The following is a 17,532-nucleotide window of genomic DNA, read 5'->3' as shown; positions in this document are numbered from 1 at the left end:
CGAGCGCGCTCGATCGCACCCTAACCGAGGAGGTCTAGTAGTGCGTCAGATCCTCCGGCTTCACGCGGCCGCGGAAGGTACGGTAGATGATGACGTGGTAGGCCAGCACCAAGGGCAGGCCCACGGCGGTGATGACAGTCATCCAGAACAGCGACAGCTCCGAGGAGGCGGCATTGGCCAGGGTGATGGCCGGACCCACCGAATCGGGGGTCGCGTTCACGAGCACCGGGAACATCGAGCAGGCCAGAAGCGCCACCAGGGCAACCATGGCCGCGGACTGGGCCAGAAAGGCCCTCAAGTCGCCGCTCGGGCTGCGGCCGAAGACGATGGAGGCGCCCAAGGCCGCCACCACAAGGGCGGCGCACAGCCAGCGCGCCGGCGCCAGGGCCGGGTCCATCTCGGTACCCACAAGAGCCAGGGCGAACACCGACACCACGGCGAACAGCGCAAGCGCGATCACCTGGAGCGGCAGGCGCAGGCGAACCGCCCGCTCGCGCAGCTCCGAGGGCAGCGGGGCCTTGAGCGCCGCCCACGCTGCGCCGGCGGCCAGGAACATAGCCAGGCCGAGCAGGCCCGTGAGCAGCGTGAAGGGCGTGATGAGCCCCAGCAGCGGCACCCCGGCGTAGTTGCCGGCCTCGTCCATGGGGATGCCGGCGAAGATGTTGCCCACGGCCACGCCCAGCAGCAGGGCCGGCAGCAGCGATCCCACGAAGAAGCAGCCGTCCCACAGCTTCGCCCAACCGGGGTCGCCAGCACGGAACTCGAAGGACACCGCGCGCACGATGAGGCCGAACAGCACGAGCATCACGGCCAGGTAGAACCCGGAGAAGGTGGTGGCATAGGCGTTGGGGAACGCCGCGAACAGGGCGCCGCCGGCCGTGAGCAGCCACACCTCGTTGCCATCCCACACCGGCCCGATGGCCCGGCGCAGCACCGCGCGTTCCTCGTCGTTCTTGGCGATGAAGGGCGAGAGCGCCCCCACGCCCAGATCGAAGCCGTCCAGCACGAAGTAGCCGGCGATGAGCACGAAGATGAGGAAGAACCACAGCACGCTCAGAAACTCGAACATGGCCTACTCACCTCCCTTCGCAGCCGTGCCGTCTTCCGCAACGGCCGCCTCGGTCACTTCAACGGCGACGGCGACGGAGCCCTCAGCGGACACGGAGCTGCCGGCAACCGCGGCCGCCGCCAAAGCCGGCGAGCCCTCGGAGCGATCGCCATCCTCGGCCACCGGGCCCTCCTTGATGAAGCGACCCACCACGCGGGCCCAGCCGACGAGCAGCACCAGGTACACCACGATAAACAGGCCGATGGTCAGCCATAGCTCGGGCGCCGACACCGACATCGAGATGCCGTCGGCGGTAAGCAGCGACACGCCCTCGGGGCCGGAGACGGAAGGGTACACGACCCAGGGCTGGCGGCCCACCTCGGCGGTGATCCAGCCGGTCTGGATGGCGATGAAAGGCCATAGCGGCGAGAGCACCGCCAGCCACTGCAGCCAGCGCATACGCGCGATGCGGCCGCCGCGGAACGTGAACACGAGCACGAGGATGCTCGTCACCATGATGAGCCCGTACATGGCCACCATGAGATGGTAACTCTGGAACACGAGGTTCACCGGCATGTCCTCCACCACCATGGCGCCGTACTCCTCGGTCTGGGCCAGCTCGTTGAGGCCCGGGTACTCCGTGTCGAAGTTGCCCGTGGCCAGAAAGCTCGTGCCGCCGGGAATGGCGAAGGGGGCGATGACCTCCTGGGTTTCCTCATCCACGATGCCCACGGCGTACAGCGGCGGCACCTCGGAATCGTACATGCCCTCCATCATGGCGAGCTTGGTGGGCTGTTCCTCCCACACCACCACGGCCGAGGCGTGGGCGAACACGATCATGGCGCAGGAGGTGACGATGCCCACCACCGCGGCGATGCGCATGGTCTTCATGGCGAAGTCGCTGTGGCGCTTCTTCAGCATGTAGCAGCCGGCCACGGCCATAGCCACGAAGGCGCCCATGATGAGCAGGGCGTCCACCGTATGGGTGTAGCGGGCGAAGATGGACGGATTGAAGGCAGCCGCAAAGAAGTCGGTGATGACCGCCTCGGTGCCATCGGCGTTCAGCTCGCCGCCGGCGGGCGTCTGCATCCACGAGTTCGCGATGAGGATCCACAGGGCCGACAGGCACGAACCGACCCACACGAGCCAGGCGGACACCATATAGAACCGCGGTGACACGCGCTTGCGGCCGAACAGCAGCACCCCCAGGAACATAGACTCCAGGAAGAAGGCGAGCAGGGCCTCGGCAGCCAAGGGCGCCCCGAAGATGTCGCCGACGAAGCGCGAATAGTTCGCCCAGTTCGTACCGAAGGAGAACTCCATGGTGATACCCGTGGCTACGCCGATGGCGAAGGTCGCGGTGAAGATCTTCACCCAGAACTTCGTCGCCGCCGCATCCTCAGGTCTGCGTGTGCGATAGTAGCGCGTCTCGTTGATGGCCAGAATGAGCCCGAGCCCGATGGACAAGGGCACGAACAGGAAATGGTAGGCCACTGTCAGCGCGAATTGCACGCGCGACAGCAGGGCCACATCAGCGAAGGCCTCCATGGCACACCCCCTTTCAAATCGGGCCCGGCCCATACCCCATCGAGCGGCCGGACGCTTCCGTATACGCGGTCGATTCCCAGACGGGAATCGACTCGGGAACATAGTATACGCTTTCGCGGGCCGCGTCTGCGTCAACAACGGGAAATCGCGTCCCGCTCCCCCACGGCCGTATCGCCCTCAAGAAGCGATTGGTAGAGCGCCTGCAGCGACGGGGAGGGATCCAGGCCGAGGGAGTCGCCGAGGAAGTCGCGGCAGGCGAAGAAGGTGTCCAGGGCGGCGCTGCGCTGGTCCGAGACCATCTGGGCCCGCATGAGGGCGGCGTAGACATCCTCCCGCGTGCCATCCCGGCGCAGGGCCTCGCGGGCGAACCAGAGGGCGCCCTGGGGCTCCCCATCCCGGCGCAGGCGGCACGAGGCGGCCACGAGGCCGTCCACCATCTCAGTGGCGAATCGCTCGCGGAACTGTCCCACGGTCTCGCAGCCCCCCTCCGCCGGCAGCAGCGGCGCATCGAAGGTCTCTTGGAGCTGGAGAATGACCTGCTCCCAAGCGAGAGAGCCCGTCGCGGGCCCGAACAGAAGACGCCGGGTCAGCGATTCGAAGTCGACCACGTCGCTAACGAGCAGGGCCGGATCGAGGCGACAGCCGTAGCGGTCGCGCACCAGATAGGGACACCGGCCGCCCACGGCCAAGATGCGGGACAGCTCGCTCCACACCCGATAGAAGCTCTTAGCCCCGGTGCGCTGGTCGGCGGCGGGCCACATCATGGCCACGATGCGCTCCCGCGTCAGCTCGCGGCCGCGGTGAAGCACGAGCAGGGCCAGCAGAAGGCGAGCCCGGCGGCGCGACTTGAGGGCCGCGGTCACATCGGTCTCTCCCACCGACACCGTCATGGCTCCGAAGAGCCGCACGTGCAGCAGGGGCGGTGCCAGGGGCACAGCGGCGGCGCGGGACGAGACGTCCAGGGCATCCCCGCGACTGACGGCCGGGAATGCGGCGGGGGCGCAGGGGGCGGCGAAGGGGTCTGCGCCAGGACCCGCCGGGGCAGAACTGCGGCGAGAGCGGGACGAAGCCGCGGCCTCTCGGCCACCGCGGGCCATGGAGATACGGGCCTCGTCGAGGGCTGCTTGGGCCCGCTCTCCCAGGCCGGGCAGGCCCGCGAGGGCAAGGGCGCCCTCGATGCGCTCCAGGGCCGCGGCCGCCTCTCGTCCGCCAAGGCCCAAGCTGCCGCCTGCGGCGGCGCGCTCGGCGCATTCGGCCACGAAGGAGGCCAGGGCCGCCAGGTCGGCCCCCGCAAGCAGAGAGGCGTCCTCGCGGCCGGGCTCGAAGGCCCCGGTGGACGCCGCGGCATCCAGGGCCCAGGCGGCAGCCAGGAGCAAGGCCTGCTCCAGGTCCCCCTCCACCGGGGCGGCGCCGAGCAGCTCACGAGCCACTCCGTGCCAGCGAGCGAGGGGATCCTCCCCGCTCCGATCGGCCAGGGCCACGGAGGCAAGCGCACGCAGCGCCCCCTCGTGAGCGTTGAGCGTTGACTCCTGGGCGATGCGGGCAAGCCACGATTCCACAGGCTCGGCCATGGCCCGTCGCGCCGCAGCGTTGCCCTGGCCGTAGGCGGCCAGGGCCGCGGCGGCCCGCAACGTGTCGGAGGCCTGGGGCGAGCCGAGGGCCTTTCGGGCGAACTCGATGGCACGGCGGCCATCCCCGGCTAAAGCACGAGCCCAGGCCATCATCGCGTTCACCCCGGCCCGCTCCTCCACTCGGATGCGGCAGACCGTCCGATAGAGCTCCTCGAGCTCGGCCCCGCCGTCGGCCCACAAGAGATGCCATCCGGCCTGGCCGAGCCATGCGGACACCGCCTCACGGCTGGCGAAAGCCCCCATCACCATCGCAGCCCGACGGCCAGCTCCCCGGGCCACCATGCGGTCGGCCACCAGACGCACCATCTCGTCGCGCTCGAAGCGCCCCTGAATGCGGGCAAGGGCATCGAGGCTGGGAGCCAGAGCGGCCCGCAGTATCGGCAGGGGCACCGCTACGGCATCGAAGGTATCCTCGTCCGCCTCGATGCCGGCGTAGGGATAGTGCTGTGCCAGAAAGCCCCAGATCTCCCCCGCTCGGACGCCGCCCACGAGCAGGGCCAGGTCTGACCGGCTGCCACAGCCCATGGCAAGAACGGCCCACAGAGCGATGCGCGTCTCAGCCGGCAGCTCCTCGGCGGCGAGGCCCCGCACCAAAGCCGCCTGCCCCTCCTCGCCCCACCGCAGGCAGGGCACGCGCATCGCCAGGGGCAGACCCACCGCAGGCCGGAAGGGCGCCAGATCGTCAACCCGCGCCTCCTCCTCATCGACGAGCAGGTCTCTCGCCCCAACCGCCACGCGGTCGCGCTGGAGGGCCGCCCAGCCGTCCGCGGCGGGAGCGCAGGTGACAATCACCTCGCAACCACTCTCCAGAAGCCGGTCGATGGCCATCGAGAAGGCCGCCTCCCTCTCTTCGTCGAGGACGGGCACATCGGCGAGCACGGCCAGAGACGCCTCGGGATCGCACGCCACCACGGCGGAAGCGAGCACGCCAGCATCCAGATCGCGCAGGAAGCAAGGGGAGGTGCCGCTGATCCAGAATACGTGTTGGAAACCGAATACCACCTCGGCGTACTCGTAGGCCACCGTCGCCTTGCCGAACCCCGTCGGCGCCACAAGGAAGCGGGCGACGCGGCGGTTGCGCAGCAGCTGCGACACGAGATGCGGCCGGCTTGCGAACCGCTCGGGGACCACTGAGGCGGGACGGATGCCGCGGCAGGCGCATTGCTGGATGAAACGGGTCATAGAGTTCCTTTCACTCTCACGGTTGAAAAACAGCCCGACGCACCCTAGGCCTCTCCGTTGTCGAGCGCAAGGGGCAGGCCGGCGCCCCCGGCCCGTCGCGCTCAGCTGCCGACGACCACCAGATAGGGTTCAGGCCGCCGTCAGGCACCCTGTCGGTTTCCGATCCGCCCCGCTTCAACCCCTCTTTCGCCCCTTCTGGCCACGGCGGCCCCACCCGGCCGCCGCACAACCCCCTCGGCCCTGGGCAATCACGGGAAGCCCCCGAGCCGATGGAGCGGCACTCAAAATACAGGCGCCTTCCAGGAACTCGCGCGTCACCCAGCCCCGCCGCGAGGCGCGCGGCAGGGCCGCTACAGGAGCGCTCCAGATTTATCGCAGGCCCGATGCGAGGCCGGCATCAGGATCCTCAAGGGAGTGCGCCCCCACTTTTCCGTCCTTCGCAACGACATTTCGCCCCGTTCCCCACAGTTCCTCCACGAACCGGCCCTTCCCGCAACGGGACCGGGCGGAGAACCGGCCCCTCCCGCAACGGGGTTGCGCGGCGAGCTGGCCGCTCCGAAACGGGGACCGGGCGGCGAATCAACCCTCCTCGCAACGGGAAAGCGCCGCGAATCCCCCTTCCCGAGAGGAAGAACGGGCAGCGAATCACCCCCCCCCTTCTTTCCCTTTCTCTCTCCCTTTCTCTCTCCCTTTCTCTCTCCCTTTCTCTCTCCCTTTCTCTCTCCCTTTCCCTTCGCCATCGGGCACAAAGAAAAAGGACCCCGAGGGGTCCTTTTCGTTCGGTTCCGCTCGCCGCGGGCTGCGCGGGCGGCAGATGCCCTTAGGCCGGCTTGCGGCCCAGCAGCTTGGCGATGCGCTCAGAGTACTCGAGGTTCTCGAGCCCCGCCTCCATGGCCAAATCGATGGTGGGCGCGTCGTTCCACAGCGCCTCGAGGCGATAGTACTCGCGCGTCTCGGGCATGAACACGTGCACCACGATGTTGCCGTAGTCCAGCAGAGACCAGCTTCCGTCCGGCGACACCTCCCGATGGGTGGGCTTGATGCCCGCATCCTCCCGCAGCTTGTCCTCGATCTCGTCGATGATGGCGTCCACCTGGCGGGAGTTGGCCGCCGTGGCGATGACGAAGTAGTCGGTCACACCGATGAGCTCGCGCACCTCCTGCACCATGATATCGGTGGCCTTCTTCTCATCGGCCGCCTGCGCCGCGATGATGGCGCACTTCCGCGAGAATGCGGCCTGCTCGGCAACAGCGTCGGTCATGCTGTCCTCCCATCCAGTACGAATCAAAAAACGAATCTGCTTACCATAGCACAAGGAAAGGGCCGCTTGCCCTTTCGCAGAAACCTCCGCGGATTCTACGGCCGCCCGTAAGGCATGGGGTCGGCCCCGGGCGCGGCCCGGAACACCTCCTGGACCGGCATGTAGGAGTTCCATATCTCGGTCGTGCGCGAGTACAGCGGGTGGCGCCGCTCCAGGATGAGCCGCACCCAGTAGGCGTACACGTCCAGGAACAGCTCGTCCAGCGCCGCCTCGCCCACCCGGGCCCGCAGCCTCTCCACGGTCTTGCCGCTCCGCCCCGGTTCCAGGGCGTCGGCTATGTAGACCACCTTGTCCAGGGGGGTCATGGCCTTCTCCCCCACCGTGTGCCGGGCAATGGCCTGGAGCACCGCCGGGTCGAGGGCGGGGAATTCCCGGGCCAGCGCCACCGCCGCCGTCATCCCATGGAGCACCCGGGGCATAGCCCGCAGTTCCTCGGGCAGGTCAAGGCCCAGCTCGTCCGCACGGGCCAAGATACCCGGGTCGTCGTAGCCCTTGTCCCAATCGTGCAGCAGGCCTGCGAGATAGGCGGCTTCCCCATCGACCCCGTAAGTGCGCGCCAGTTCCCGGGCAGTGTCGGCCACCCCCAGGCTGTGCTGGTAGCGGCGCGGCCCCACGCGCTCGGCCAACTCGGCCCGGCGCGCCTCGACGAAGGCGGGGTCTGCGGGATCGGTCACGGTCATGGCGTCCATGGCGCCTCCTTTCCGCCGCCCACCGCCGCAGCCGTGGTGGGGGCCTCCAAGCGATAGAGCCCGCGCGCCTCGATGATCTCGCGCACGGGATCGGGGGTCAGGTAGCGCAGCGAGAGCCCCCGGGCGGCCCGCTCGCGCAGATAGCTCGACGAGATGGCCAGGGCCGTCACCTCGAAGTAGTCCACCCGAAACGCCCCGCGGGAGGCGAGTTCCTCCTTGAAGGACTCGGTGACCTCAAAGCCGGGGCGCGTGGCGGCGGCGAAGCGGGCAAGACGGGCCACCTCGGCGCTCTCGCGCCAGCGGGCGATGGACAGGATGGCATCGGCCCCGGCGATGAAGAACAGCTCGACGTTGGCAGGGTAATGGTGCCGCAGCGCGCGCAGCGTGTCCACGGCGTAGGTGATGCCGGGCCGATCCACCTCCAGGGGGCTCACCGCGAACGCGGGGTTGCCCGCCACGGCGGCACGGCACATCTCGAGGCGCACCGCCCCATCGGTCACCGCCCGATCGCGCTTGAATGCCGGGCGACCCGTGGGAACGAACACCACACCGGCCAGGCCGAAAGCCTCCCGCGCTTGCTCGGCGCAGGCCAGGTGCCCCTGGTGGATGGGGTCGAAGGTGCCCCCCATGATGCCCAGACGCACCGGGGCACCGTCGGCACCCACCCCGTCGAAGCGGGGGCAGACCACCGCCGGGCGCCCTTCCCGAGCAGCCGCGGGGGTGCTGGCCGCGTCCAGCTCGGCACGGCGGCCCCAGCCCTCCTGTTCGCGCCCGGTCACGGCCTAAGCCCTCACCTGGCCGTCACCGCGCAGCACGTACTTGTAGGACGTGAGCGCATCGGCAGCGAAGGGGCCGCGGGCGTGGATCTTCTGGGTGGAGATACCGATCTCGGCCCCAAGACCGAACTGGCCCCCGTCGGTGAAGGCCGTCGAGGCGTTGGCGTATACGGCGGCGGCGTCCACCGCGGCGAGGAAGGTGTCGATGACCGCTTCGTCGGTGGCCACGATGGCCTCGGAATGCTTGGTGCCGTAGCGGTTCACATGGGCAATGGCCTCATCGGGGCCTTCCACTACGCGCACCGCCAGATGCGGTCCCAAATACTCGGTCTCCCAGTCCGCCTCGCCCCCCGGCACCACGGCCGGGGACGCCTCGTCGGCCCCATCGGCCACGGGCAGACCGGCCTGCCGGGCCAGGGCGCACACCATCTCGTCGCCGTGCACCGTGATGCCCGCCTCCAGCAGCTCGCCCAGAATCGGCGGCAGCACCGAGGGGGCGGCGGCCGCGTCCACCAGCAGGGTCTCGGCGGCGTTGCACACGCCGAGGCGGCGGCACTTCGCGTTCATGATGATATCGCGGGCCATGGCGGGGTCGGCCGAGGCGTGCACGTACACGTGGCAGTTGCCCGTGCCCGTCTCGATGACCGGCACCTTCGCGTGCTCGACGCAGTGGCGGATAAGCCCGGCGCCCCCGCGGGGGATGAGCACGTCCACCAGGCCATGCAGCTCCATGAGCACGTCGGTGGCGGCCCGATCGGTGGTGGTGATGGCGCAGATGGAACCCTCGGGCAGGCCGGCCCCCACGGCGGCGGCCGCCAGAATGTCGGCGATGGCCTCGTTGGAGCGGGCTGCGAGGCTTCCGCCCCGCAGCACGCAGGCGTTGCCCGACTTCACGCAGACGCCGGCGGCATCGGCGGTCACGTTGGGCCGCGCCTCGTAGACCATGGCCACCACGCCGAGGGGCACCGACACGCGGCGCAAGCGGATGCCGTTGTACAAGGTGGATTCCAGGGACACCACGCCGAGGGGGTCGGGCAGCTCCCGCAGCTCGTCGAGGGCATCGGCCATGGCGCCCACCCGGGCCTCGTCCAGCATGAGCCGGTCCAGCAGGGCCTCGCTCGTACCGGCCGCCCGGGCCGCGTCCATATCGCCCCCGTTGGCCTCCACGATCTCGGATGCGTGCTCCCGCAGGGCTGCGGCCATGGCGGCCAGGGCGCCGTTGCGCTCCTCGGCCGTCGTCACTGCCAGCCTCGCGCTCGCCTCCTTGGCCCTCTTCGCAAGCAGAACCACTTCGTCTCGTATATCCATGTTGAACCTTTCTCTGCTTCCTGCACCTTCTCGCGGGGGCGGCCACTGCCAGCGAGGCTTCGGCAAGCGCCCGCCCAAACCGCAGCATCGGCCGGCCCGCTCCTCCCACAGGGCGAACGAAAACCCGCCTACTCGAACAGCACCAGCTCGTCGCGGTGGACGACGGGGCGGTCGGCCAGAACCGACAGGATGCCGTTGGCCGCCACCGCCTCGCGGCTCTTCCCCACCGCCAGGGCCACCAGATCGCTGCCCGCGGCCGCTCGGCCCCGAGCGAACACATGGCCCGTCTCGTCGGCCACATCCACGATGTCGTCGTAGTCGAAGGACCCGCGCACCTCGCGAATGCCCACGGACAAGAGCGACTTGCCGCGTTCCACGAGGGCCGCGCGGGCCCCCTCGTCCACCACGAGCGTACCGTGGACGGCATCGCCCAGGGCGATCCACAGCTTCTTCGGGGTGATCTCGTGGGGGCGCTCCGGGGCCGTGAACAGCGTGCCCACCGGCACCCCGGCCGCCGCATCCACCACGCAATCGGGGCGGCGCCCCTGGCAGATGACCATGGGAATGCCCGCGGCCATGAGCACCCGGGCGGCCTTGATCTTCGTGATCATGCCGCCGGAGCCCACCCCCGACACCGCGCCCCCGGCTGCAGCCAAGATCTCGCGGCCCACCCGGTCCACCCGAGGTATCAGCTCGGCCGCCGGATCGATGAGCGGATTGGCCGTGTACAGTCCATCGATGTCCGACAGGATGACCATGAGGTCGGCGTCGATGAGGCAGGCCACGAGCGCGGCCAGGGTGTCATTGTCGCCGAAGCGGATCTGCTCGACGCTCACCGTGTCGTTCTCGTTCACAATGGGCACCACATCGAGCTCCATGAGGCGGCGCAGGGTGTCCCGAGCGTGCAGGTAGGCCGTGCGGTCGGCCGTATCGCGACGGGTGAGCAGCACCACGCTCGTGAGCATATCCCGCCTCCCGAAGGCCTCGGCGTAGGCCGTGGACAGGGCGCTCTGCCCCACCGACGCGGCCGCCTGCAGGCTCGGCATGTCCGTGGGGCGCTTGGCGATGCCGAGGGCCTCCAGGCCGCAGGCGATGGCAGCCGAGGTGACCACCACCACATCCCAGCCCGCGCGGCGCACCGTGTCCAGCTGGGCCGCCAGGTCATCCAGGAAGCCGTAGTCGATGGAGCTCTCGGAGGTGGTCAGAGTGGCCGAGCCAATCTTCACCACCAGGCGGCGGCGCGCCGCGGTCGTCGTCTCGCCCATTACAGATCCAGCTCCTGGTACATGTCCACCCCGTGGCCGTGGGGCGATTCGAAGGCGAAGGAGTAGCCGAGGATGCGCACCTCGTCGCCGTCCAGGGCTCCGGCCTTCTCAAGGGCCGTGTCCACGCCCAGCCTCTTGAAGCGGTGCTGGAAGAAGGCCACCGCCTCCTCGTTCTCCCAGTCGGTCTGCACCACCATGCGCTCCACCTGCACGCCGCGCACGCGCCAAACGCCGGCGCCCTCGGGCATGATATCGAAGCGCTTCTCACGGGCCTCGCGGCGCAGCTCCCATACGTGGTCGTACTGGATATCGGACGCCGCAGCCGCCCGGGCCGCCTCGCGCAGGTCGTGCACCTTCGTGGCAATGGCCGCCTTCAGGGAATCGACGCCGGCCCCCGTGAGCGCGCTGATGCGGTAGAGCTTCGGGTCGATGGGGCTCGGGGCGAACTCGTTGCCGCCGGCAGCGGCGATGGAATCGGCCCGCACCCGCTCGGCCAGGGCGTCGCAGACTTTCTCAGTGCCCGGGGCATCGATCTTGTTCGCCACGACGATGCGGGGCCGAGCGGCCAGGTCGGCGGCGTACTCGGCCAGCTCGTTTTTGATGACCTCGTAGTCGTCCAAAGGATCGCGCCCCTCCCAATCGCCCGTGAGGTCCACGATCTGCACGATGAGGGCCGTGCGCTCGATGTGCCGCAGGAACTCATGGCCCAGGCCGCGACCCTCGTGAGCCCCCTCGATGAGGCCGGGGATGTCGGCCACGACGAAGGACAAGTCCCCCGAGGTGGCCACACCTAGGTTCGGCACGAGGGTGGTGAACGGGTAGTCGGCGATCTTGGGCCGGGCGGCGCTCATCTTCGCGATGAGGGAGCTCTTGCCCGCCGAGGGCATGCCCACTAGGGCCGCGTCAGCCATGAGCTTCATCTCCAGCTCGATCCAGCGCTCCTCGGAAGGCTCGCCGAGCTCGGCGAAGGCCGGGGCGCGACGAGTGGAGGTGACAAAGTGGATGTTGCCGCGGCCGCCCATGCCGCCCCGGGCCACCACCACCGTCTCGCCGTCGTGGGTCAGATCGGCGATCGTCTCGCCCACCTCCCCGCTCTCCTCGAAGTACTCGCGCACCACCGTGCCCACGGGCACCTTCAGCACGAGGTCCTCGCCTGTGGCGCCGTGCATGCGGCTACCCTTGCCGTGAGTGCCGCGCTCGGCCTTGAAGTGGTGCTTGAAGCGGTACTCGATGAGCGAGGACACGCCGGCGTCGGCCTGGACCACCACGTTGCCGCCATGGCCGCCGTCGCCGCCGTCGGGGCCGCCCTTGGGCACATGGGCCTCGCGGCGGAACGACATGCAGCCGGCCCCGCCGTTGCCCCCCTTCACGTTAATGCGAACCTTATCGATAAACATAGGAACCTTCCCACTGGGTCGTCGTGAATCGCCGCCCCCGTAGCGGGGCGCCGTTCTCTGTGCAAACTATACAACAATGCCCCCTGATTTCTCAGAGGGCATTGGCTAACCGTTCGATGTTACGCAGTCGTTGAAACTTAAGCGTTTAGGCGGTCTGCTCAGCGGGGATCACGTGGATCTTGCGCTTGACGCCACGGGTGAACTTCAGCGTGCCGTCGCAGAGGGCAAACAGAGTGTCGTCCTTGCCGCGGCCCACGTTCTCACCGGGGTGGAAATGGGTGCCGCGCTGGCGAACGATCACGTTGCCGGTCTTCACGACCTCGCCGGCGAACTTCTTCACGCCGAGTCGCTGTGCGTGGGAGTCACGACCGTTACGGGTAGAGCCCAAGCCTTTCTTGTGTGCCATGAGATGTTCCTCCTAACCCGTTTACTCGGCCTTGGCCGTACCGACGGATTCGATCTTCACGCGGGTCAGGTTCTGACGATGACCGCGCAGCTTCTTGTAGTTCTTGCGCTTCTTGAACTTGAAGACCAACTGCTTGTCGCCCTTGAACTGCTCAAGCACGGTGGCGACGACCTTGGTCTTGGCGGCCTTCGCGGGGTCGGCCTCCACCTTGTCGCCGTCGACGACGCAGATGGCCTCGAGCTCCACCTTGTCGCCGGGCTCGACGTCGAGCTTCTCGATGTTGATCTTGTCTCCGGGGGCGACCTTGTACTGCTTGCCGCCCGTTTTCACGATTGCGTACATGTATGTATCTCCTTGAATGTGACTAAACGCAAGGTAGTATCCTACCAGCGCACCGCCCCCGCGTCAACAATTTTCTCCCCCATTTTCCCACCGTTCACCGACGCTCTATATATTAGTAAGGCAGCGGAACACGTGATCCATCCCAGAGGGAGGAGCCGTCGGGAATCGCCGAGAGGATGCGACGTGACAACGCGAGAAGCGCCCCAAACGGAGAGAGCGCCCCGGCACAAGGGGCGCTCTCCCGGAAGGATGACAGCCGGCAGGCTGTTATCGATCGCGTTGGCGGATGCCCTTAGGCAGCGCCGCCGGGCAGGATCATCATGGCCGCAGTCAGGATGACCATGCATACCACGCCGAGCACGACGAACAGCTTCGCGCCGAACTTCAGCCAGGTGGAGTACTCGATCTTGGCCAGGGCCAGACCGCCCATGATGGCGCCGGAGGTGGGCGTGAACAGGTTCACAAGGCCGTTGCCGGCGGAGTAGATCATGACCATGGTCTCAACGGAGAAGTTGAGCTGGCTGGCCAGACCGCCCATGATGGGCATGGACACGGTGGCCATGCCAGAGGAGGACGGGATCAGGAACGACAGCACCACGTAGAGCAGGAAGGACAGCGGCGCGAATATGATGGCCGACATGCCCGCCAGTGCGTTGGCCGCGTTGTTCAAGATCCACATGTCCAGGCCGGTGGAAGCCATGAGCACGGTGATGGAGCGGGCCAGCGCGATGATGAGCACGACCGACATCATGTCGGCGGCGCCGTTGATGAAGGCCTTCACGAAGCGGCTCTCGGACACGCCGCCGATGATGCCGATGATCAGCGCCATGAGCAGGAACCAGGTGGAGGCCTCATCGAAGTACCAGCCGCCCAGGGGCACGCCGGTCAGGAAGGACGACCAAGCGGGAGAGGTCTCGACCTCTTCCACGGAGACAGCCTCGACCGGCTCGGCAATGGTGGTCACGGTGGCACCGTCGTTGGCGTCGTCGATAGCGGTGACGATTTCCTCGCCCGTCAGGGTGGTGGTCACTTCCTCGGTCGCGGAACCGGCGTTGAAGCCGTCGAAGCCGAGATCGGACCACGGGATGAAGGACACGATCATGATGACGAAGGTCAGCGCGAACACGACCAGGGAGGCCTTCTGGCGACCGGTCATCTTCGGGGCGTCGGCCTGGCCGTCAGCGGCCTCGGCCTCGGAGTCCTTCATGCCCCACTCGTTCATCATGTCCTGCTGCTCCTGCAGCGACAGGAAGGTGGAGCCCTTGTCGTTCATGACCTTCTTGGCGTAGCGCATCACGAACACGATGGAGATGGCCAGAGTCACGATCCACAGCAGGGCGCCCAGACCAATGATGGTGGCCTGGTTCACCGCGATGCCCACGCCGGACAGCGCGTCCACGGCCACGCCCACGGCGAACGGGTTCACCGTGGAGCCGAGCACGCCGCAGCCGGCGCCCAGAAGGACGACCGCCGCGCCGGTCAGGCTGTCGAAGCCCGCCGCTACCATGGTGGCGGCGAGCAGCAGGTAGAAGGGCACCGTCTCCTCGCACATGCCGTAGGTGGTGCCGCCGATGGAGAAGATGATCATGAGGATCGGGATGAGCACCAGCTCGTTGCCCTTCAGCTTGTGCACCAGAGCGGCGATGCCGGCATCCAGGGCGCCGGTCTCGGTGATGATGCCGAGGAAGCCGCCGAGGATCATGACGAACAAGCAGACGGGCAACGCGTCGCTGAAGCCAGCGACCGGCGCGGTCAGCACGCCGGACAGGGTGGCGCCTTCAACGCCCTCCACGCCCATAGCCGACATGATGACGGTGATGATGGCCAGGGCCACCAGGATGATCAGCAAAATAGTAAACGAAGAAAGGCTCGCGCGCTTCTTCTTCTTTGTCTCTGCCATGAGATAACTCCTTAAGGGAGTGGCGGCCGACCCCTCCCCCGACTCGGCCGCCAATTAACATTCAAACAAGGCGGGTCCGGGCGGACCCGCCGAAAGCGATCAGCCCTACAGGGCCTCGCGCCAGGCCGGCATGGACATGCAGCGGGGGCCGCCGCGGCCGCGGGACAGCTCGGCGGAGGGCATGACCAGGCAGTTGATGCCGTTCTTGTACAGCACGTCGTTGGTGACGTTGTTGCGCTGGTACACGACCACGGTGCCGGGACGGACGCACAGGGTGTTGGAGCCGTCGTTCCACTGCTCGCGCTCGGCCGCGATGCGGTCGCCGCCGCCGCAGGGGATGAGCGTGACCTTCTCGCCCACGTACTCCGACAACACGCTCTCCAGATCCTCGTTGCGCTCGCGGATCTTGGCGCCGCCTTGGCCGTCGGGGGTGATCTCGAAGACGGTCAGCGGGCCCATGATGCCGGGGTGGATGGTGAACTTGTCGTAGTCGATCTGGGTGAACACCGTGTCCAGGTGCATGAAGGCGCGGGACACCGGGATGTTGAAGGCCAGGATGGTGTCGATGGTGGACGTCTCATCGCTGAACACGTTGTGGGCCAGCTGGTCGATGGCGTCGGGCTCGGTGCGCTGGGAGATGCCGATGGCCAGCACGTGGTCGTTGATGTTCAGCACGTCGCCGCCCTCGATGTGGAAGGTGTTCTCGCGGCTGTAGTACTGCGGCACATCCTTGAAATCGGGGTGGTAGTTGAAGATGTAGGAGCCGTAGATGGTCTCGCGGTTGCGGGTGGTGCTGTACATGCGGTTGATGCCCACGCCGTTGCCGATCATGTTGAACGGGTCGCGGGTGAAGTAGAGGTTCGGCATGGGGGCGCACACGAGCTTGGTGCGGTCGGACACCATGTCCACGAGCAGGTTGGTGTGCTGCTGCGGGAGCTCCTGGAGGTTGATGCCCGCCATGGTCTTCATGACCATGTCCTTGGTGCCGGCGTACTCGGAGTTGATGTAGTCCTTGATGATGTCGGTGTACAGATCGGTGCGGATGCCCGCCTCGTAGATCCACTGGTTCAGGAACTGCTCGCGCAGGGCCGGATCAGTGTCCAGAGCCTCGGCCATGAGGTCCTCGAGGTAAACGACCTCCACGCCCTCGTTACGCAGGATGTCGGCGAAGGCATCGTGCTCGGCCTGGGCAACCTCCAGAAACGGGATGTCGTCGAACAGCAGCTCTTCCAGGGTGTTCGGGGTGAGGTTGAGCAGCTCGTTGCCCGGGCGATGGAGGATGACCTTCTTGAGGTTCCCGATCTCGCTCTTGACGTTTACTCCTTGCATGTGACTCTCCGATCTGGCGCCCGCGGCGCCTGTCGATGTGCCGGCTGCCGTGGTTTCCCTCCACGGCCCATCGCAAATCCGCGATGTTTCATGGCTCCAATGTGCGGGATAGTCACATTTTGCGAAAGGTCTAAACCAGGTGTAGGTGCGTATGTATGTTGAGACTATGTGAAGAAGCATCTCCCTACAACCTCCATAAACCGCAGGTCATAATTGGGTTTTTCAAATTCTAATCTGCGTTGTTTCCTCATCTAATTGTGCGCTGTTACCGTTACGTTACCTAACTCGATCAAAAACTTCTGAAGGCTTCGGGCATCGAGGAGGGCGCTGGCGAATTGGTATATAATGGCAGCAAAGTTCAACGCCCGATGGGCTGGCCAGGATGAAGGGGATCCATGGAACTTGCCATCTTCTATGAGACGCTTCTCGTGATTCTCGTCTCCGTTCTCACGGCCGCCGTCTGCCTCTCATCATATTTGGTGACCCACCGCAAGACCATGCTGTACGCCTGCGCGGCCTTTTTGTTCTACTTCCTGGACGTGGCCTCCATCTTGCAGGACGATTACGCGGCCCAAATCCTCGGGCCCGAGCTTTCCCCAGAATATATGTTCTTCCGCTCCGTCTACACACTCGTCACCGGTGCGGGATTCCTCGGCTCTTTCTGGCTCATGGTCTGCGAGTACATCGGAGAGCGCAACCGCCGCGTGCGCGCACTGCCCATCATCGTCTTCTGCGTCATAGCCTTCCTGCTTCTGGCTATCTCAGGCGAGAACAAGGTGCTGCGCTTCTGCTTCTATAATTGCCGCGCCTGCTTCATGTTCTGGATCCTCCTCTATGGCGGCATCTACTACCTGCGTACCCGCGACGAGGTGGAGCGCCAGCGTCTGGCCCGCTATCTCCCCCACTGCGTGGCCCTGGCCCTCCTCGGTGTGCTCATGATCTTCGAGGACGTCATGTTCTTCCTGGTGCTGTCCACCGAGGCCATCACCGTGGGACCGTTCACGCTGACGGCCGAGCGCAACTATGCCGAGAACCTGCTCATGCTCGTCTGCGCCCTCATGACGTGCCACTTCGCGTTGCGCCAGCTGGATATCCGCTCTCACACCGCCCCGGTCGTCGACGACACCGAGCGCTACCACCAGACCGCCGAGGATCTGCTCGTCTACGCCCGGCGCCACTCGCTGACGGCCCGGGAGCGCGAGGTGCTCGACTACATCCTGCGGGACCAGGACAACCAGAACATCGCCTCGGCCATGTCCCTGGCCCCCTCCACGGTGAAGGTGCACGTGCACAACATCCTCCAGAAGACCGGCCACGGCAACCGCCAGGAACTCATCCAAGACTTCTGGAAGACCGTGTAGGCCCCGCCCGGCGTTAGGGCAAGCGGAAC

At 66.9% G+C, this 17,532-nt stretch carries 14 protein-coding genes; 1 reads left to right on the top strand and 13 read right to left on the bottom strand.

Features of this window, described 5'->3' with window-relative positions; translation table 11 throughout:
- Window positions 1-34 precede the first annotated feature (34 nt).
- The 13 genes from cydB to arcA form a co-directional block, all read right to left on the bottom strand.
- Window positions 35-1,069, bottom strand: coding sequence for a cytochrome d ubiquinol oxidase subunit II (gene cydB / locus AAK988_RS06400; protein ID WP_369880514.1), 1,035 nt, complete (start codon window positions 1,067-1,069; stop codon window positions 35-37).
- Between the two features lie 3 nt (window positions 1,070-1,072).
- Window positions 1,073-2,596 (bottom strand): cytochrome ubiquinol oxidase subunit I, encoded by a 1,524-nt coding sequence (locus AAK988_RS06395; RefSeq protein ID WP_369873264.1) that lies wholly within the window; start codon window positions 2,594-2,596, stop codon window positions 1,073-1,075.
- A gap of 131 nt (window positions 2,597-2,727) precedes the next feature.
- Window positions 2,728-5,409: an AfsR/SARP family transcriptional regulator gene (locus AAK988_RS06390; RefSeq protein WP_369873263.1), complete on the bottom strand. Its 2,682-nt coding sequence runs from the start codon at window positions 5,407-5,409 to the stop codon at window positions 2,728-2,730.
- 820 nt (window positions 5,410-6,229) lie between these two features.
- Window positions 6,230-6,670, bottom strand: a complete 441-nt coding sequence (gene rsfS / locus AAK988_RS06385; RefSeq protein WP_262999985.1) for a ribosome silencing factor — start codon at window positions 6,668-6,670, stop codon at window positions 6,230-6,232.
- A gap of 95 nt (window positions 6,671-6,765) precedes the next feature.
- Complete coding sequence (gene yqeK, locus AAK988_RS06380; protein WP_135970778.1) at window positions 6,766-7,419, bottom strand: bis(5'-nucleosyl)-tetraphosphatase (symmetrical) YqeK; 654 nt, start codon at window positions 7,417-7,419, stop codon at window positions 6,766-6,768.
- A complete protein-coding gene (gene nadD, locus AAK988_RS06375; protein WP_240806263.1) occupies window positions 7,407-8,198 on the bottom strand; it encodes a nicotinate-nucleotide adenylyltransferase in 792 nt (263 codons plus the stop codon). Before nadD ends, yqeK begins: the two co-directional genes overlap by 13 nt.
- Before the next feature lie 3 nt (window positions 8,199-8,201).
- Window positions 8,202-9,503, bottom strand: coding sequence for a glutamate-5-semialdehyde dehydrogenase (locus tag AAK988_RS06370; RefSeq protein WP_369873262.1), 1,302 nt, complete (start codon window positions 9,501-9,503; stop codon window positions 8,202-8,204).
- Window positions 9,504-9,631: 128 nt separating this feature from the next.
- Window positions 9,632-10,768, bottom strand: coding sequence for a glutamate 5-kinase (proB, locus tag AAK988_RS06365; RefSeq protein WP_242370208.1), 1,137 nt, complete (start codon window positions 10,766-10,768; stop codon window positions 9,632-9,634).
- Window positions 10,768-12,165 carry a GTPase ObgE gene (obgE, locus tag AAK988_RS06360; RefSeq protein ID WP_369873261.1) on the bottom strand — a complete coding sequence of 466 codons (1,398 nt, stop codon included), beginning with the start codon at window positions 12,163-12,165 and terminating at the stop codon, window positions 10,768-10,770. The genes proB and obgE overlap by 1 nt, the downstream gene beginning before the upstream one ends.
- A 145-nt stretch (window positions 12,166-12,310) precedes the next feature.
- A complete protein-coding gene (gene rpmA / locus AAK988_RS06355; protein WP_135970774.1) occupies window positions 12,311-12,571 on the bottom strand; it encodes a 50S ribosomal protein L27 in 261 nt (86 codons plus the stop codon).
- 21 nt (window positions 12,572-12,592) lie between these two features.
- Complete coding sequence (gene rplU / locus AAK988_RS06350) at window positions 12,593-12,913, bottom strand: 50S ribosomal protein L21 (protein WP_016309052.1); 321 nt, start codon at window positions 12,911-12,913, stop codon at window positions 12,593-12,595.
- A 292-nt stretch (window positions 12,914-13,205) separates the two neighbouring features.
- Window positions 13,206-14,813 (bottom strand): YfcC family protein, encoded by a 1,608-nt coding sequence (locus AAK988_RS06345; protein WP_369880513.1) that lies wholly within the window; start codon window positions 14,811-14,813, stop codon window positions 13,206-13,208.
- A 105-nt stretch (window positions 14,814-14,918) separates the two neighbouring features.
- Window positions 14,919-16,142, bottom strand: coding sequence for an arginine deiminase (gene arcA / locus AAK988_RS06340; protein ID WP_369880512.1), 1,224 nt, complete (start codon window positions 16,140-16,142; stop codon window positions 14,919-14,921).
- A gap of 395 nt (window positions 16,143-16,537) precedes the next feature.
- On the opposite strand from arcA, the gene AAK988_RS06335 reads away from it, so the two are divergent.
- On the top strand, window positions 16,538-17,503 hold the full coding sequence (locus AAK988_RS06335; RefSeq protein ID WP_151430734.1) for a helix-turn-helix transcriptional regulator: 966 nt from the start codon (window positions 16,538-16,540) through the stop codon (window positions 17,501-17,503).
- Window positions 17,504-17,532: the final 29 nt, after the last annotated feature.

This window comes from Adlercreutzia muris (genome assembly GCF_041223505.1).
Classification (GTDB): domain Bacteria; phylum Actinomycetota; class Coriobacteriia; order Coriobacteriales; family Eggerthellaceae; genus Adlercreutzia; species Adlercreutzia muris.
The sequence above is the reverse complement of the archived record's forward strand: the minus strand, read 5'-3'. Positions and strand labels throughout refer to the sequence as shown.

Excerpts from the sequence above, each read along its gene's own strand:
- AAK988_RS06390 (WP_369873263.1), bottom strand. The coding sequence starts at position 5,409 with ATGACCCGTTTCATCCAGCAATGCGCCTGCCGCGGCATCCGTCCCGCC.
- yqeK (WP_135970778.1), bottom strand. The coding sequence starts at position 7,419 with ATGGACGCCATGACCGTGACCGATCCCGCAGACCCCGCCTTCGTCGAG.
- arcA (WP_369880512.1), bottom strand. The coding sequence starts at position 16,142 with ATGCAAGGAGTAAACGTCAAGAGCGAGATCGGGAACCTCAAGAAGGTC.
- AAK988_RS06345 (WP_369880513.1), bottom strand. The coding sequence starts at position 14,813 with ATGGCAGAGACAAAGAAGAAGAAGCGCGCGAGCCTTTCTTCGTTTACT.
- AAK988_RS06395 (WP_369873264.1), bottom strand. The coding sequence starts at position 2,596 with ATGGAGGCCTTCGCTGATGTGGCCCTGCTGTCGCGCGTGCAATTCGCG.
- obgE (WP_369873261.1), bottom strand. The coding sequence starts at position 12,165 with ATGTTTATCGATAAGGTTCGCATTAACGTGAAGGGGGGCAACGGCGGG.
- cydB (WP_369880514.1), bottom strand. The coding sequence starts at position 1,069 with ATGTTCGAGTTTCTGAGCGTGCTGTGGTTCTTCCTCATCTTCGTGCTC.
- proB (WP_242370208.1), bottom strand. The coding sequence starts at position 10,768 with ATGGGCGAGACGACGACCGCGGCGCGCCGCCGCCTGGTGGTGAAGATT.
- rpmA (WP_135970774.1), bottom strand. The coding sequence starts at position 12,571 with ATGGCACACAAGAAAGGCTTGGGCTCTACCCGTAACGGTCGTGACTCC.
- AAK988_RS06335 (WP_151430734.1), top strand. The coding sequence starts at position 16,538 with ATGGAACTTGCCATCTTCTATGAGACGCTTCTCGTGATTCTCGTCTCC.
- rplU (WP_016309052.1), bottom strand. The coding sequence starts at position 12,913 with ATGTACGCAATCGTGAAAACGGGCGGCAAGCAGTACAAGGTCGCCCCC.
- AAK988_RS06370 (WP_369873262.1), bottom strand. The coding sequence starts at position 9,503 with ATGGATATACGAGACGAAGTGGTTCTGCTTGCGAAGAGGGCCAAGGAG.
- rsfS (WP_262999985.1), bottom strand. The coding sequence starts at position 6,670 with ATGACCGACGCTGTTGCCGAGCAGGCCGCATTCTCGCGGAAGTGCGCC.